This window comes from Streptomyces sp. NBC_01296 (assembly GCF_035984415.1).
Lineage (GTDB): Bacteria > Actinomycetota > Actinomycetes > Streptomycetales > Streptomycetaceae > Streptomyces.
Genome location: NZ_CP130720.1, coordinates 7,495,772 through 7,511,819, shown reverse-complemented (window position 1 = coordinate 7,511,819; position 16,048 = coordinate 7,495,772). Strand labels below are relative to the sequence as shown.

Here is a 16,048-nt window from a genome sequence, read left to right as displayed (position 1 = left end):
CCTGCGGCCGGGTCTACCCGCCCCGCCGGTCGTCCTGCCCGAACCGGTCCCGGAGTTCGCGCTTGAGGATCTTGCCGCTGGCGTTGCGCGGGAGGGCGTCCACGAACAGGACCCGCTTCGGGGCCTTGAAGCCGGCCAGCTTCTCCCGGGCGTACGCCAGCAGCTCCGCCTCCGTCACCTCGCCGCGCGGCACCACGACCGCCGTGACGGCCTCGATCCACCGCTCGTCGGGCAGGCCCACCACCGCCGCCTCGGCCACCCCCGGATGGGTGTACAGCGCGTCCTCGACCTGCCGGGAGGCCACCAGCACGCCGCCCGAGTTGATGACGTCCTTCACCCGGTCGACGACCGTGAAGTAGCCCTGCGCATCGCGCACCGCGAGGTCCCCGGAGCGGAACCAGCCGTCCCGGAAGGCCTTGTTCGTCGCCTCGGGGTCGTTCCAGTAGCCCAGGCAGAGCTGGGGCGAGCGGTACACCACCTCGCCCGCCGTGCCGTCCGGCACGTCCGCGCCGTCCTCGTCGACGACCTTCGCCTCGACGTGGCGGACCGGCCGGCCGCAGGAGTCCATCCGGCCCTCGTGCTCGTCCGGTCGAAGGACGGTGGCCAGCGGCCCGATCTCGCTCTGCCCGAAGCAGTTGTAGAAGCCGAGCCCGGGCAGCCGCGCCCGCAGCCGCTCCAGGACGGGCACCGGCATGATCGAGGCCCCGTAGTACGCCTTGCGCAGCGCGCCCAGCTCCCGCCGCCCGAAGTCGGGGTGGCCCGCGAGCCCGATCCACACCGTGGGCGGTGCGAAGAGGCTGTCGGCCCGCCCCGCCTCCACCAGGTCGAAGATCGTCTCCGCGACCGGCGCGTCCAGGATCGTGTTCTGCGCGCCCACCGCCAGGTACGGCAGCAGGAAGACGTGCATCTGCGCCGAGTGGTAGAGCGGCAGCGAGTGCACCGGCCGGTCCCCCTCGGCCAGGTCCAGTGCCTCGATCGCGCTCTCGTACTCGTGGACCAGCGCCTTGTGCGTCATCACCGCGCCCTTGGGCAGCGCCGTGGTCCCCGAGGTGTAGAGCAGCTGCACCACGGCGTCGGGATCGCGGTCCGCCGCGAAGGGCAGCGGACCGGCGAGCTCCGCCAGGAAGGAGCCGGGCGCGTCGCGCAGCGCCCGTACGGCACGGCCCCCGGGGATCCGCGCGGCGAGGTCCGGGTCGGCGAGGACCAGCGCGCTCGTGCAGTCGTCCAGGATGTACGCGAGGTCCTCGCCGGTGAGGTTCTGGTTGACCGGGACGTGGGTGAGCCCGGCCCGGGCGCAGGCGAGGAAGGCGAGCAGGTAGGCGTCGGAGTTGTGGGCGAAGGTCGCGACCCGGTCGCCGGCGGCCAGCCCGTACCGCTCCCGCAGGACGGCGGCGCCGGTGGAGACGGCGGCGTCGAGCTCCGCGTACGTCCAGGTCCGACCGCCGTAGCGGACGGCCACCCGGTCGGGGACCCGCAGCGCGCTGTCGCGCACCAGCCCGTCGACCGTGTTCTGCCGCACCGGCTCCCCGGCCTGCCCTGCCTGCACCGTCTGCGCTGCCGTCATGGCGTGATCCTCGTCTCCGCCGACGGCCGGGGTCAAGAACCGGCACAACCGGGGTACCGAACGGGATGTTGACAGATCATCAGGCCGCCTGCATGAGTGTGGGGGCACGCAAGCACCGCCTGTTCCACGGGCAACCACGCCCATCCGCAGGCTACTTGGGAGGCATGTTGCGCTTTCTTGATGGATACTGCCGCACCCGCCCGCTGCTCCGGCGCGCCGCGCTCACCGGCGCCGCCCTGCTCGCCGTCACGGCAGCGGTGCCACAGGCCTCGGCCGCGACGGCCGCCGCCGACCACGGGCCCTCCGGCGGCGGCCTGTCCGCCGTCATCCGGTACACCGAGAACGGCATCCCCCACATCCTGGCCCAGGACTACGCGCACCTCGGCTTCGGCACCGGCTGGGCCCAGGCCGCCGACCAGGTCTGTGTGCTCGCCGACGGGTTCGTGACCGTGGCCGGCGAGCGCTCGCGCCGGTTCGGAGCCGACGCGGCGCCCGACGGCTCGCTCTCCTCCGCGAGCAAGAACCTCACCAGCGACCTGTACTTCAAGGGGGTCCGGGAGTCCGGCACCGTCGAGAAGCTCCTCGCCACGCCCGCCCCGGCCGGCCCCACCCGGGACCTCAAGGAGCTGATGCGCGGCTGGGCCGCCGGGTACAACGCCTGGCTCGCCCAGAACAAGATCACCGACCCGGCCTGCAAGGGCGCCGCATGGGTGCGCCCGGTCACCGTCCTCGACGTGGCCTCCCGGGGCTTCGCCGTCTCCGTGCTCGGCGGCCAGGGGCGCGCCGTCGACGACATCGCCGCGGCGCAGCCGCCGGGCCGGGCGGCGTCCGGCCCGGCGGCCGCCGCCCGTACGGAGTCCGCGGCCGACGGGGTCGCCCGTACGGATCCTGCGGCCGCGGCCGACCCGGCGGCAGCCGCCGAGGCCGCGCGGGCCTTCTTCGACACGGGCCGCTACGACATGGGCTCCAACGCCGTGGCGTTCAGCGGATCCACCACCGCGAGCGGGAGCGGCCTGCTGCTCGGGAACCCGCACTACCCCTGGCAGGGCGGCCGCCGGTTCTGGCAGTCGCAGCAGACCATACCCGGCGAGCTGAACGTCTCCGGCGGCTCCCTGCTGGGCACCGCCGTGGTCAACATCGGCTTCAACGAGAAGGTGGCCTGGAGCCACACCGTGGCCACCGGCACCCCCGTCAACCTGCACCAGCTCACCCTGGACCCGGCCGACCCGACCGCCTATCTGGTCGACGGCACGCCGGAGAAGATGACGCGGCGGACGGTCAGCGTCCCGGTGGCGGGCGGCGATCCCGTCACCCGCACCCAGTGGTGGACCCGCTACGGGCCCGTGATCACCGGCCTCGGCCCGGGCCTGCCGCTGCCCTGGACGGCCGGCACGGCGTACGCCCTGAACGACCCGAACGCCGCGAACCTGCGCGGCTCCGACACCGCCCTCGCCATGGGCAAGGCCCGCACGGTCGCCGGGATCCAGGACGCGCTGCAGCGCACGCAGGGCCTGCCCTGGGTCAACACGGTCGCCGCGGACTCCGCCGGCGGGACGCTGTTCACCCAGTCCCAGGTGCTCCCCCGGATCACCGACGAGCTCGCCGCCCGCTGCTCCACGCCGCTCGGCCGGGCCACGTACCCGGCGTCCGGGCTCGCGGTCCTCGACGGCGCGCGCGGCGACTGCGCGCTCGGCTCGGACCCGGACGCGGTGCAGCCGGGGGTGTTCGGCCCGGGGAAGGCGCCGACGCTGCGCGACGCCCCGTACGCCGAGAACTCCAACGACAGCGCCTGGCTGGCCAATGCCGACCGGCCGCTGACCGGGTACGAGCGGATCTGGGGCAGCCTCGGCACCACGCGTTCGCTGCGGACCCGGGGCGCGGTGCAGGACGTGGCGGCGATGGCCGCCAAGGGCGGGCTGACCGTGGCGGACCTGCAGGAGCAGCAGTTCGCGAACCGGGTCCCGGCCGGCGACCTGGCCGCGGCCGACGCGGCGAAGGCCTGCGCCGCCCTGCCCGGCGGCGCGGCCACCGCGAGCGACGGCCGGCCGGTGGACGTCTCGGCGGCCTGCGCGGTACTGGCGGGCTGGGACCGTACGGCCGACACCGGCAGCCGTGGCGCGCTGCTCTTCGACCGGTTCTGGCGCAAGCTGACGGCGGGCACGGCGGCCAAGGACCTGTGGCTGGTGCCGTTCTCTGCGGCCGACCCCGTACGCACCCCTCGTACGCTCAACCAGGCGGCGCCCGGGATCGGACGGGCCCTCGCGGACACGGTGGCCGAGCTGACGGCGGCGGGCATCGCCCTGGACGCGCCGCTCGGCGCGCACCAGTTCGTGGTGCGCGGCGGGCAGAAGCTGCCGGTGCCGGGCGGCACCGAGGCACTGGGCGTGTGGAACAAGATCGAGGCGCCGTGGAACGCGGCCGCCGGGGGCTATCCGGAGGTCGTGCACGGCTCCAGCCACATCCAGGCGGTCGGCTGGGACGGCGGCCGCTGCCCGGTGGCGCGCACACTGCTGACGTACGGCCAGTCGTCGAACCCGGCCTCGCCGTACTACGCCGACCAGACCCGGCTGTTCTCCCAGGAGCGGTGGGTGACCTCGCGGTTCTGCGAGCGGGACATCCTCACCTCGCCGCAGCTCAAGGTGGTCTGGCCGCGCGAGCGCCGCTGACCTCCGTCCGTTCTCGGCGGGGCCGGACCGTTCCGGCCCCGCCGGGGTGCTCAGGGGCTGACGGCGAGGAACAGGTACGCGGCCAGCAGCACGAGGTGGACGCCGCCCTGGAGCAGCGTGGCGCGGCCGGGCGCGATGGTGAGGGAGCTGACGACGACGGTCAGGGCGAGCAGCACCATGTGGATCGGCCCGAGGCCCAGCAGCAGCGGGCCCGACAGCCAGATGGTGGCGAGGGCGATGGCCGGGATGGTCAGGCCGATGCTGGCGATGGCGGAGCCGTAGGCCAGGTTGAGGCTGGTCTGGACGCGGTCGCGGCGGGCGGCGCGGACGGCGGCGAGGGTCTCGGGGGCGAGCACCAGCAGGGCGATGATCACACCGACGACGGCGTTGGGCAGGCCCGCTTTGGCGACGCCCGTCTCGATGGTGGGCGAGACGGCCTTGGCGTCGCCGACCACGGCGACGAGGGCGACCAGCAGCAGGCCGAGGCTGACCAGCGCGGCGCGGGCGGTGGGCGGCGCGGCGTGCTCCCCGTCGCCGGAGCCATCGCCGGAGCCGTCGGCCTTCTTCGTACCCGCCTCGGTGGCGACCGGCAGGAAATAGTCCCGATGGCGGACCGTCTGGACGGCGATGAACAGCCCGTACAGGGCGAGCGAGGCGACGGCGGCGAAGACCAGTTGCGCGGTGGAGAACTCCGGTCCCGGCTTGCTGGTGGTGAACGTCGGCAGGACCAGGCTGAGGGTGGCCAGGGTCGCCACGGTGGCCAGCGCCGCACCGGAACCCTCGGCGTTGAAGACGGCGACCCGGTTGCGCAGGGCGCCGACGAGCAGGGACAGGCCGACGATGCCGTTGCAGGTGATCATCACGGCGGCGAAGACGGTGTCCCTGGCGAGCGAGGCGGTCTTGTCGCCGCCGTCGGCCATCAGGGTGACGATGAGGGCCACTTCGATGACGGTGACGGCGACGGCCAGGACGAGCGAGCCGAGGGGTTCGCCCACCCGGTGGGCGACGACCTCGGCATGGTGGACGGCCGCCAGCACCGCGCCCCCGAGGCACAGGGCGACCAGGGCCACGGCGAACCCGGGCAGATCGCGTCCCCAGCTGAAGACGAGCGCGATGAGCGCGATGACCGGGACCACTACGGTCCAGTCGGTGACGAAAGACCTGCCGGCTGTCGTACTCATGCCCCCACGCTGCCATGCGCCGTGGTCCGCTGCGCGATCGGCGGTACGGGCCGGCCGCGGGCCCCGTTACGGGATCCGCGGCCGGCCACCGCACGCCTGCGCGAACTACCAGAAGATGACGGCGTACCGTCGCCACTGCGAGTCGACGAACCGCCATTGCCGCCCGACGTGGTGCCACTGCCACCACCGGCCGCGCCGATCCCGCCGAGGCCCTCGAAGTCGGGCAGGCCGATGATGCCGTCCGCGACACCGCCGCCGCTGCCGCCGGGCCCGCCCGGCTCCCCGGGTCGGGTCACACCGCCGGTGCGGCAGGTGGCGGTGCCGCCGGTACCGGGCGTACCGTCCTCTCCGTCGGTGGTGGTCCCGCCACCGCCGCCGCCGCCACCGCCGCCACCGCCGCCGGCGGTGACCAGGATGTCTCCGCCGGGCGAGGCCAGGGTGGTGGCGCTGCCCGCAGTGCCCGGGTTGCCTGCTGCGCCGGGGCCTCCTCCCGTGGCACCGGCGCCACCGGTACCGCCGGTTCCGCCGTCGCCGACGAGGACCACGTACGACTTCCCGGGCTTCACCGGGATGCTGCACCATGCGAGGCCACCGCCGCCGCCGCCACCGGTGCCGCCGGAACCGACGTTGGTGCCGCTGCCGCCGCCACCGCCACCGGCGCCGCCACCGCCCGCGCCCCAGGCCTGGATGAACACCGAGGTCACGCCCGGCGGGGGTACGAAGGTCCCGTCGTTGGTGTACTCCTGTACGCCGTGCGGCGGGGCCTTCGGCTTCGGCTTCGCGCTCGGCTTCGACTCCTCTCCCCCGGGTGGCGGGCCGTCCTCGTGGCGGGGGTCTTCGCCCCGAACGAGCTCGTCGAGGCCCGGCGGCGGGTCCAGCAGCTTCCTGGCGGCGGAGCTCGCGTCGGCCGCTCGGTCTCCGTCCGCCTGGGCCAGCGGGGACATGACCAGCAGCTGGCCGGTGACGGCCGCCGCCGTGAGGGCCGCGACGGCCAGGGCCCGGTGCCGGGAGCGGCGGGAGGTGGTACTCGCGTTCATGGTTTCCTCACATCCCCGGGCCGTGTACGGCCGGAGGGGTGCGGTGAGGGGGCAGATGGAAAGGACCAGGCCGGCCCGCCGCCCATCTCACCGAATACCGCACCCGCGCCCGCAGAGGCACGGCCGTCCGTTAGCCCGGCCGGCCCGAACGGTTGCACTGTTCAGCCCACGGCGGGTCCCGGGACCGCGGGTCCCGTGGGCAGGCACCTCACACCGCGCGCTCGCGGCCCTCCCAGTACGGATCGCGCAGCCTGCGCTTGTACAGCTTGCCGTTCGGGTCGCGGGGCATCGTCTCGATGAAGTCGACCGACTTCGGCCGCTTGAAGCCGGCCAGCTGCCGCTCGCAGTGGTGCAGGATCTCCGCGGCGAGGGCGGCCCCGGCCACGAAGCCCTCGGCCGGTTCGATGACCGCCTTCACCTCCTCGCCCCAGTCGGCGTGCGGGATCCCGAAGGCGGCGGCGTCGGCGACCGCCGGATGGGTGAGCAGGGCCGACTCGATCTCGGCCGGGTAGATGTTCACGCCGCCCGAGATGATCATGTCGATCTTGCGGTCGCGCAGGAAGAGGTACCCCTCCTCGTCCATCAGTCCGAGGTCGCCCACCGTGAAGAAGTCGCCGATGCGGTTCTTCTTCGTCTTGCCCTCGTCCTTGTGGTAGCTGAAGCCGCCGGTGTTCATCTTCAGGTAGACGGTGCCGAGTTCGCCGGGCGGCAGCCGGTTGCCGTCGTCGTCGAAGATGGCGAGCTCGCTGATCGGCCAGGCCTTGCCGACCGTTCCGGGCTTCTTCAGCCAGTCCTCGGCGGTGGCGAACGCGCCGCCGCCCTCGCTGGCCGCGTAGTACTCCTCCACGCAGGTGCCCCACCAGTCGATCATCGCCCGCTTGACGTGGTCCGGGCAGGGCGCGGCCCCGTGGATCGCGTGCCGCATCGAGGAGACGTCGTACGCGTCCTTCGTCTCCTGCGGGAGCGCGAGCAGCCGGTGGAACTGCGTCGGGACCATGTGGGTGTGCGTGCACGCGTGGCCGTCGATGAGCCGCAGCATCTCCTGCGGGGTCCAGCGGTCCATCAGGACCAGCGGGTGCCCGATGTGCAGGGCGGCTCCGGCGAATTGGAGGACGGCGGTGTGGTAGAGCGGCGAGCACACCAGGTGGACGTTGCCGTCGAACGGGCGGATGCCGAAGATCCCGAGGAAGCCCCCGAGGTGCGTCTCCTCCGGGAGCTTGCCGGGCAGGGGGCGGCGGATGCCGCGCGGGCGCCCGGTGGTGCCGGAGGTGTAGTTCATGACCCAGCCGAGCGTGCGCCCGTCGGGCGGTGTCGCGGGCCGTCCGCCGAGGAGTCGGTCGTACGGGCGGAAGCCCGCGACCGCTCCGACGGCATAGCGGTGGCTCGCGGGCAGGCCCGCCTCGTCGGCCGCGGCGGTGGCGGCTTCGGCGAAGCGCTCGTGGGCGATGAGGACCTTGGCACCGGAGTCGGAGACGATCCAGGCGATCTCGGGGCCGACGAGGTGGTGGTTGACCGGGACGAGGTAGAACCCGGCCTGGGAGGCGGCGAGGTAGGCGGCGATGAACTCGACGCCGTTGGGCAGGACGACCGCGAAGACGTCGCCCTGCTCCAGACCGGCGGCGCGCAGTCCGTGGACGAGGCGGTTGACGTCGGCGTGCAGCCGGCCGGCGCTCCACTCCTCCCCCTCGGGGGTGACGAGGACGGTGCGCTCGGGGTCGGCGGCGGCCTGCGCCCAAAATCCTCCCCCGGACTCTGTCCGGGGGGACCCCCATGCGGGCTGCTCACTCGTGTCGCTCATGCTGATCACGCCTCTCAGGCCCGGCCGGCGATGCGGTTGATGCGGTCGATGGCGCGCTCGAAGCCGCTGGTGAGCTCGTCGAAGACGGCCTGGACACTGCGTTCGGCGGTCATCCGGCCGACGATCTGGCCGACGGGCGTACCGAGCAGCGGCTGGACCTCGTACTTCTGGATCCGGGAGACGGCCTCGGCGACCAGCAGCCCCTGCAGGGGCATCGGCAGCGCGCCGGGGCCGTCCGGGTCGTCCCAGGCGTCGGTCCACTCGGTGCGGAGCTGACGGGCGGGCTTGCCGGTGAGGGCACGGGAGCGGACGGTGTCGCCGGATCCGGCGGCCAGGAGCTTCTCGGTCAGCGCGCGGGAGTGCAGGTCCGCCTCGGTGGTGGTGAGCCAGAGGGAGCCGAGCCAGGCGCCCTGGGCACCGAGGGCCAGGCCGGCGGCGATCTGCTCGCCGCTGCCGATGCCGCCCGCGGCGAGGACGGGGAGGGGGGCGACGGCCTCGACGATCTCGGGGACCAGGACCATGGTGGCGATGTCGCCGGTGTGGCCGCCGGCCTCGTAGCCCTGGGCGACGACGATGTCGATGCCGGCTTCGGCGTGGCGGCGGGCGTGCTTGGCGCTGCCGGCGAGGGCGGCGACGAGGACGCCGTGGTCGTGGGCGCGCGCGATGACGTCGGCGGGCGGGGAACCGAGGGCGTTCGCCAGGAGTTTGATGGGGTAGTCGAAGGCGACGTCGAGCTGGCCCCGGGCGACCTGCTCCATCCAGCCGGTGATCCGCCAGCCGGAGGCCTCGCCCTCGGCGAGCTCGGGGACGTGGTGCTTGGCGAGGGTGTCGCGCACGAACTCTCGGTGGCCGGCCGGGATCATCGCCTCGATGCCGGCCTCGCTGATGCCGTCGACGGCCTTCTTGGCGGGCATGACGACGTCGAGGCCGTACGGCTTGCCGTCGGTGTGCTCCTGCATCCAGTCGAGGTCGCGTTTGAGGTCGTCGGGGGAGGTGTAGCGGACGGCGCCGAGGACGCCGAATCCACCCGCGCGGGTGATGGCCGCGGCGACCGCCGGGAAGGGCGTGAAGCCGAAGATGGCGTGCTCGACTCCCAGTTTCTTGCTCAGCTCCGTCTCCATGGGCGGCAGCATGCCGCAGCTCGGCGGCCGAGGGAAGAGGTTTTCTGATGCATCGTCAGATTCTTTGCGGGCCGGTCGGTGCGGGGCCCGCCGTGCCGGCGGGCAGATACTTCGGGAAGCCGACTCGGCGAACAGGAGGCCGCTGATGGAGGAGCACACGGGGGACGAAGAGGCGCGCCGCGGCGGCCCGGGCGGGCCGGCAGCGCCGGGCGCGGGCACGCCGGCGAGCGGGATGAGCCGGCGGCGGCTCGGGGCGCGGCTGTTGGCGCTCGGCGGGGTGCTCGTCCTGCATGCCGCACTGCCCGGGGCCGCGGGGGCCTCAGGCAATCCGGCCGAGCGGCGCGCACTCCAGGGGCTGCGCCTGCGGTACGGCTCCGCACGCCAGGCGGGACTCGTCGAGAAGCACCTGGAGGCGGCGGCCGACGAGGCCCGGCGGTTCCTCGGCCCCTCCCCCGAACACCCTTACTACGCCGGGGCCGTGGTGCTCGCCGGCCGGGGCCGCACGATCGCCCTGCACCGCGCGATGGGCGAGGCGGTCCGGTACGCCGACTACGACGGCCGCACCGACCGGGTCCGGGAGTTCCCGGCGGCGCAGCGCATCCCGATGACCGAGGACACCGTCTTCGACCTGGCGTCGCTGACGAAGCTGTTCACCTCGCTCCTGGCCGTGCAGCAGATGGAGCGCGGGCACCTGGAGCTGGAGGCTCCGGTGGACCGGTACCTGCCCGAGTTCACCGGCGGCGGCAAGGAGCTGATCACGGTCCGCCAGTTGCTCACGCACACCTCGGGGCTGCGCTCCTGGGCGCCGTTCTACCAGCAGTCCACACGCGAGGGGCAGCTGAGGATGCTGTGGGCCGTGCGCCCGCAGGAGGCCCCCGGGACGGTGTACCGGTACTCGGACCTGAACCTCATAGCGCTACAGCTGCTCCTGGAACGGATCACCGGTCACACTCTGGATCTCCTGCTCCAGGACGAGATCACCGCTCCGCTCGGGATGCACCGCACTCGTTACAACCCACCGCTCTCCTGGCGCCGGATCACCGCCGCCACGGAGGTGCAACGGCCGCCCTGGTCGGGCCTGGACCGCGGGCTGGTCTGGGGCGAGGTCCACGACGAGAACGCCTACGCCCTCGGCGGCGTCGCCGGCCACGCCGGCGTCTTCGGCACGGCCTGGGACCTGGCCGTCCTCGCCCGCACCCTCCTCGACGGCGGCGCCTACGCCGGCAAGCGCATCCTGCGCCCCGCCTCCGTGGAGCTGCTCTTCACCGACTTCAACACCGCCTTCCCCGGCGACGACCACGGCCTCGGCTTCGAGCTCTACCAGCACTGGTACATGGGGGCCATGGCCACCCCGCACTCCGCCGGGCACACCGGCTTCACCGGCACCTCCCTGGTCCTGGACCCCTCCACCGACTCCTTCCTGATCCTGCTCGGCAACTCCGTCCACCCCGTACGCACCTGGCGGGCCGGCAGTGCGCCGCGGGTCGCGGTCGGCAACCGCTTCGCCCGCGCCGTCCCGGTCCGTACGAAGCACGGCGGCCCCGCCTGGTACTCGGGCATGGAGACCGGCGGGTCCGGCACGCTCACCCTGCCCCCGCTGACCCCGGCCACGGCCGCCGCCCGGCTGCGCTGCGCCGTCTGGTGGGACACCGTGCCCGGCGAGGGCGCCCTCCACCTGGAGGCCTCGGCCGACGGGGAGACCTGGGAGCCGCTGCCGTTCACCACCCTGCGGTCCACGGGCGGCTCCCCCGAGCAGTGGCCGCAGGGCAGTGTCGGCGGCTGGTCCGGCCGCATCTGGCACCGCCTCGAGGCCCCGCTCACCGCATGGGCGGGGCGCCCGGTGCACTTGCGCTTCCGGCACACCGCGACCGGCCGCTACGTCGGCCGCGGGGTGTACGTGGACGTCGTACGCGTGGCGGAACCGGCCCGCCTCCTCTTCGCGGAGGACCGCCCCGCCGACGCCTCCCGCCTCGAGGCCACAGGCTGGACCCGCGCGACGGACTAGGGGGCCCTGCGGGGACGTCAGGCCTGGCGGACCAGACAGAAGGGGTGGCCCGCCGGGTCCGCGTAGACGCGCCAGCCGTCGCGGCCGGCGTCTGCGCGGGCGTCCAGCAGCGTCGCACCGCAGGCCAGCACCCGCCCCTGCGCCCGGTCCAGGTCCGGCACGCCGAAGTCCAGGTGGAACTGCTGGGGGTGGGCGGGGTCCGGCCAGCGCGGCGGCCGGTGGTCCGCCACCCGCTGGAAGGCGAGCACGAGACCCGACGGGGCGTGCAGCGTCGCCCATTCCTCGTCGACCGACCACCGCGGGTCCGGCCGGTTGACGGTCCCACCCAGCACCGCCCGGTAGAACTCGGCAAGCCGCAGCGGATCGGAGCAGTCCAACACCACACACTGGAGTTCGGCGATCACGGCTCGATCCTAGAACCGCGCCCCTCCCTGCGACCGTCAACAAGGGGGCCCGGCGGCATAAAAGCCGTGCCCCATGCCGTTGACGTTCGTTGAGTTTCGTTGGCTGTTCAACCCCCGCACGCAGCACGACAGCGAAAGCAGGTAGAGGCAATGGCGAACACCGACATCGACTGGGACCACCCGAAGGACCCCAAGCCGGGCACCTGGCAGCTCGACCACGTCAAGCAGTACGTCGCATCGAACGGGGCCGAGGGGCACGACTGGAACGGCACCCAGACCCTGCTGCTCACCACCGTGGGGCGGGTCTCCGGCAACGCCGTGCGCACCCCGCTCATCTACGGCGAGGGCGACGGCCGCTACCTCATCGTCGCCTCCAAGGGCGGCGACGACGAGCACCCGCTCTGGTACAAGAACCTGACGGCCCACCCCGAGGTCCGCGTCCAGGTCGGCCCGAAGGTCCTCCAGGGCACGGCCCGCACCGCGACGCCCGAGGAGCGCGCCGCGTACTGGCCCGTGATGGTGAAGCACTGGCCCGCGTACGACGAGTACCAGGGCAAGACCGACCGCGAGATCCCGATCGTCGTCATCGAGCCGGTCGGCCCCGCCGCGTAACGGCGGTCAGTGCCCCAGCACCGCCATCGCCGCATTGTGGCCGGGGACCCCGCTGACGCCGCCTCCGCGCACGGCGCCCGCGCCGCACAGCAGGACGTTGGCGTACGGGGTCCCCACCCCCCAGCGGCCTGCCGCGCCCTGGTCCTGCGCGTACGGCCAGGACAGGTCCCGGTGGAAGATGTGCCCGCCGGGCAGCCGCAGTTCGCGCTCCAGGTCCAGCGGGGTCTTGGCCTCGATGCACGGCCGCCCGTCCGCGTCGAAGGCCAGGCAGTCGGTGATCGGCTCCTCCAGGTGCGCGTCCAGCTGCGCGAGCGTGCCCGTCAGCAGCACCTCGCGCGCCCCCTGGTTGTCGCGTCCGAACAGCCGGGCCGGGGTGTGCAGCCCGAACAGGGTCAGCGTCTGGTACCCCTGCGCCACGAGCTCCGGCCCGAGGATCGAGGGGTCGGTCAGCGAGTGGCAGTAGATCTCCGAGGGCGGTACGGACGGCAGTTCCCCGGTGGCGGCCTCGGCGTAGGCCCGGGCCAGCTCCGCGTACCCCTCGGCGATGTGGAACGTGCCGCCGAAGGCCTCGCGCGGGTCCACCGAGGTGTCCCGCAGCCGCGGCAGCCGGCTCAGCAGCATGTTGACCTTGAGCTGCGCCCCCTCGGGAGCCTCCTCCGCAGCCGCCGCCTCGCCCAGCAGTTCGCCCAGGGCCCTCGGCGAGGCGTTGACCAGCACCGTCCGCCCGACGACCCGCCCCTCCCCGGTCGCCGTACGGAACGTCACCTCGGCCGGAGCCCGCCCGTCCGTCTCGATCCGGAGCACCTCGTGCCCGGTGGCGATCTCGGCCCCGGCCGCCAGGGCCGCAGCCGCCAGGGCGTCGGTGAGCGCGCCCATCCCGCCGACCGGAACGTCCCAGTCCCCCGTCCCGCCGCCGATGACGTGGTACAGGAAGCAGCGGTTCTGGGCGAGCGAGGCGTCGTGCGCGTCCGCGAAGGTGCCGATCAGGGCGTCCGTGAGCACCACGCCCCGGACCAGGTCATCGGCGAAGTGCTCCTCGACGGCGCGCCCGAGCGGCTCCTCGAACAGCATCCGCCAGGCCGTCTCGTCGTCGATCCGGGCCCGCAGCTCCGCCCGCGTGGGCAGCGGCTCGGTCAGCGTCGGGAACACCTTCTCGGCGAGCCTCCCGGTCCGGCCGTAGAAGGCGCGCCAGCTCTCGTACTCGCGCTCCGAGCCGGTCAGCCGCTCGAACGACTCCCGGGTGCGGGACTCCCCGCCGCCGACGAGCAGCCCGCCGGGCCGCCCGTCGCGCTCGACCGGCGTGTACGAGGACACCGTCCGCTTACGGACCGCGAACTCCAGCCCCAGGTCCCGCACGATCTTCGCCGGGAGCAGGGAGACGAGGTACGAGTACCGCGAGAGCCGGGCGTCGACGCCGACGAAGGGGCGGGTGGAGATCGCGGCGCCGCCGGTGTTCCCGAGCCGCTCCAGCACCAGCACCGAACGGCCCGCCCGGGCCAGGTACGCGGCGGCGACCAGTCCGTTGTGCCCGCCGCCCACGATCACGTCGTCGTATACATCGTGCCCGAAGCTCGTCATGGCTCTTGGTAACACACCTGGCCGAGCCGCTCCAGACAGTGCGCCTCGTCGGCGTGGGCCGCCACCGTGTCCGGATGGTCGTCGCCGAGGGAGCGCTCGCGGATGCCGGAGAGCTCCCGGTACACGGGCAGGGCCTCGTCCCAGCGGCCCAGCCGGCCGAGCCCGACGGCGAGTTCGCGGCGGCTGACGAGGGTGTCCGGGTGCTCGGCGCCGAGCGCCTTGGCCCGGGCCGCGGCGACCTGCCGGGCCTCGGCCACCGCCTCCTCCCAGCGATCCAGCCGACCCAGGTTGACGCCGAGGACGTGCCGGGCGCGGAGCGTCTCCGGGTCCGCGGCCCCGTACGCCCGGGTGCGGTCGCGGACCAGGCCCCGGAACAGGTCCAGGGCCTGGTCGGCGTGCCCGGTCCGGCCGAGCGCGATGCCGACCTCGTAGCGGGCGGCGAGGGTGTCGGGATGGTCCCGGCCCAGCACCCGTTCGCGTACGGCGGCGACCTGGCGGAACCCGTCCAGGGCCTCCTGCCAGCGCTCGAGGCGGCCCAGCGCGTACGCGACCTCGTACCGGGTCAGCAGCGTGTCCGCGTGTTCGGCGCCCAGCACGGCCGCCCGGTCGGCGGCGACCTCGGCGGCGGTGCGGTGGGCGTCCGCGAACCGGCCCAGCGCCCCGAGCGTGCAGGCGAGGTTGTGGCGGCAGCCCAGCGTGTCGGGATGGAGCGGGCCCGTGCTGCGCTCCCGGGCGACGAGCACCGCACGGTAGACGTCGTGGGCCTCGCGGTGGCGTCCGAGCCGGCCCAGTTCGTACGCCGCCTCCTGGCGCGCCGCGAGGGTGTCGGGGTGGTCGGCGCCGAGCAGCCGGGTGCGCCCCTCGGCGACGGCTTCGTACGCGGCCAGGGCCTCCTCGGGCCGACCCGCGCGGCTGAGGGCGAAGGCCCGGGTGTGGCCGGCGGCGAGCGCGCCGGGGCCGGCCCCGTCCAGGCCGGTCCCGTCGGAGCCGAAGGCGTACGGGACCCCGTACGGCGCGGTGAGCCGCGGGTCCTCGGCTGCGGCGGGGCGCAGGATGCGGTGTTCACCGCTGGGGCGCCCGGCGGTCCAGGAGCCGGTGAGCACGGCCCAGGCGCCGCTCGCGGGGCGGGCGTCGATGCCCGCCTTGCGGCCGGCGGTCATGCCGCGGGCCCAGTCGGGCAGCGGGGCCGGGGCGCCGGGCAGGCCGCCGGGGCCCAGGCGGTCCTCGACGAGCCGCCGGTGCAGGTGGCGGGCGTCGCCGGGGCGGTCCTCGGGGCGCTTGGCCAGCAGGTCCAGGACCACCTGCTCGAAGTATTCGGGCAGCTCGGGGCGGTGCTCGCGCAGCGGCACGGGGGCGGTGTCGCGGTGGCCGACCAGCACCGACCAGGAGTCGCCGAGGTCGAAGGGCGGGGCGCCGGTGGCGATCTCGTACAGGACGCAGCCGAGGGAGTACAGGTCGCTGCGGTGGTCGACCTCGCCGCCCGCGATCTGCTCGGGCGACATGTAGTGCGGGGTGCCCATGGCCATGGCGCCGCCGGTGAGTTTGGCGGTGAAGCCGATGTCGTGGGCGAGGCGGGCGATGCCGAAGTCGCAGATCTTCACCGTGCCGTCGGTGAGCCGCATGATGTTGGCCGGTTTCAGATCGCGGTGGACGACGCCCTGGTCGTGGGTGTAGCCGAGGGCGGCGGCCAGCTGTTCCGCGATGTCGACGACCACGTCCACGGGGAGCGGGCGCGTCTCGTTGTCCTCCAGGAGCTGGCTGAGGTTGCGGCCCTCGAGGAGTTCCATGACGAGGTAGAGCGGGCCGCCCGCGGCGCTGTCGTCGCCGAAGTCGTGGACGACGGTGACGCCTCGGTGCTGGAGGGAGGCGGCGACGCGCGCCTCGCGGCGGAAGCGCTCGCGCAGGACCTGGGTGAAGTGGTTGTCCTGCTCGGGCCCGAGCGGCTTGAGGCATTTCACTGCGACCTGCCGGCCGAGCGACTCGTCCCGGGCGCGCCACACCTCGCCCATGCCGCCGCGCCCGATCAGATCGAGCGACCGGTAACGGCCCTGGATCAGTCTGGACTCCGCCATGTCTTAAAGC

General features: G+C 74.0%; 11 protein-coding genes. 3 read left to right on the top strand and 8 right to left on the bottom strand.

The window, feature by feature from the left end; all coding sequences use genetic code 11:
- Positions 1-13: 13 nt before the first annotated feature.
- On the bottom strand, positions 14-1,564 hold the full coding sequence (locus tag OG299_RS34205; protein ID WP_327363577.1) for a fatty acyl-CoA synthetase: 1,551 nt from the start codon (positions 1,562-1,564) through the stop codon (positions 14-16).
- A 164-nt stretch (positions 1,565-1,728) separates the two neighbouring features.
- On the opposite strand from OG299_RS34205, the gene OG299_RS34200 reads away from it, so the two are divergent.
- On the top strand, positions 1,729-4,230 hold the full coding sequence (locus OG299_RS34200) for a penicillin acylase family protein (RefSeq protein WP_327363576.1): 2,502 nt from the start codon (positions 1,729-1,731) through the stop codon (positions 4,228-4,230).
- 50 nt (positions 4,231-4,280) lie between these two features.
- On the opposite strand, the gene OG299_RS34195 is transcribed toward OG299_RS34200, so the two are convergent.
- The 4 genes from OG299_RS34195 to OG299_RS34180 all read right to left on the bottom strand — a co-directional run bounded on the left by OG299_RS34195 (position 4,281) and on the right by OG299_RS34180 (position 9,367).
- Complete coding sequence (locus OG299_RS34195; protein ID WP_327363575.1) at positions 4,281-5,411, bottom strand: calcium:cation antiporter; 1,131 nt, start codon at positions 5,409-5,411, stop codon at positions 4,281-4,283.
- On the bottom strand, positions 5,408-6,448 hold the full coding sequence (locus OG299_RS34190; protein ID WP_327363574.1) for a hypothetical protein: 1,041 nt from the start codon (positions 6,446-6,448) through the stop codon (positions 5,408-5,410). Before OG299_RS34190 ends, OG299_RS34195 begins: the two co-directional genes overlap by 4 nt.
- A gap of 208 nt (positions 6,449-6,656) precedes the next feature.
- Positions 6,657-8,246 (bottom strand): acyl-CoA synthetase, encoded by a 1,590-nt coding sequence (locus OG299_RS34185; RefSeq protein WP_327363573.1) that lies wholly within the window; start codon positions 8,244-8,246, stop codon positions 6,657-6,659.
- 14 nt (positions 8,247-8,260) lie between these two features.
- Positions 8,261-9,367, bottom strand: a complete 1,107-nt coding sequence (locus tag OG299_RS34180) for an NAD(P)H-dependent flavin oxidoreductase (RefSeq protein WP_327363572.1) — start codon at positions 9,365-9,367, stop codon at positions 8,261-8,263.
- A gap of 145 nt (positions 9,368-9,512) precedes the next feature.
- Here OG299_RS34180 and OG299_RS34175 point away from each other — a divergent pair, with 145 nt between their 5' ends.
- Positions 9,513-11,372, top strand: a complete 1,860-nt coding sequence (locus tag OG299_RS34175; RefSeq protein WP_442817553.1) for a serine hydrolase domain-containing protein — start codon at positions 9,513-9,515, stop codon at positions 11,370-11,372.
- 17 nt (positions 11,373-11,389) lie between these two features.
- Here the strand turns inward: OG299_RS34175 and OG299_RS34170 are convergent, their stop codons facing one another.
- On the bottom strand, positions 11,390-11,776 hold the full coding sequence (locus OG299_RS34170) for a VOC family protein (protein ID WP_327363571.1): 387 nt from the start codon (positions 11,774-11,776) through the stop codon (positions 11,390-11,392).
- A 150-nt stretch (positions 11,777-11,926) separates the two neighbouring features.
- Here OG299_RS34170 and OG299_RS34165 point away from each other — a divergent pair, with 150 nt between their 5' ends.
- Positions 11,927-12,388 carry a nitroreductase family deazaflavin-dependent oxidoreductase gene (locus OG299_RS34165; RefSeq protein ID WP_266631910.1) on the top strand — a complete coding sequence of 154 codons (462 nt, stop codon included), beginning with the start codon at positions 11,927-11,929 and terminating at the stop codon, positions 12,386-12,388.
- A gap of 6 nt (positions 12,389-12,394) precedes the next feature.
- Here the strand turns inward: OG299_RS34165 and OG299_RS34160 are convergent, their stop codons facing one another.
- Together OG299_RS34160 and OG299_RS34155 are read right to left on the bottom strand one after the other, a co-directional pair.
- Complete coding sequence (locus OG299_RS34160) at positions 12,395-13,966, bottom strand: phytoene desaturase family protein (protein ID WP_266631908.1); 1,572 nt, start codon at positions 13,964-13,966, stop codon at positions 12,395-12,397.
- Complete coding sequence (locus OG299_RS34155) at positions 13,963-16,038, bottom strand: serine/threonine-protein kinase (protein ID WP_266631906.1); 2,076 nt, start codon at positions 16,036-16,038, stop codon at positions 13,963-13,965. The genes OG299_RS34160 and OG299_RS34155 overlap by 4 nt, the downstream gene beginning before the upstream one ends.
- Positions 16,039-16,048 lie beyond the last annotated feature (10 nt).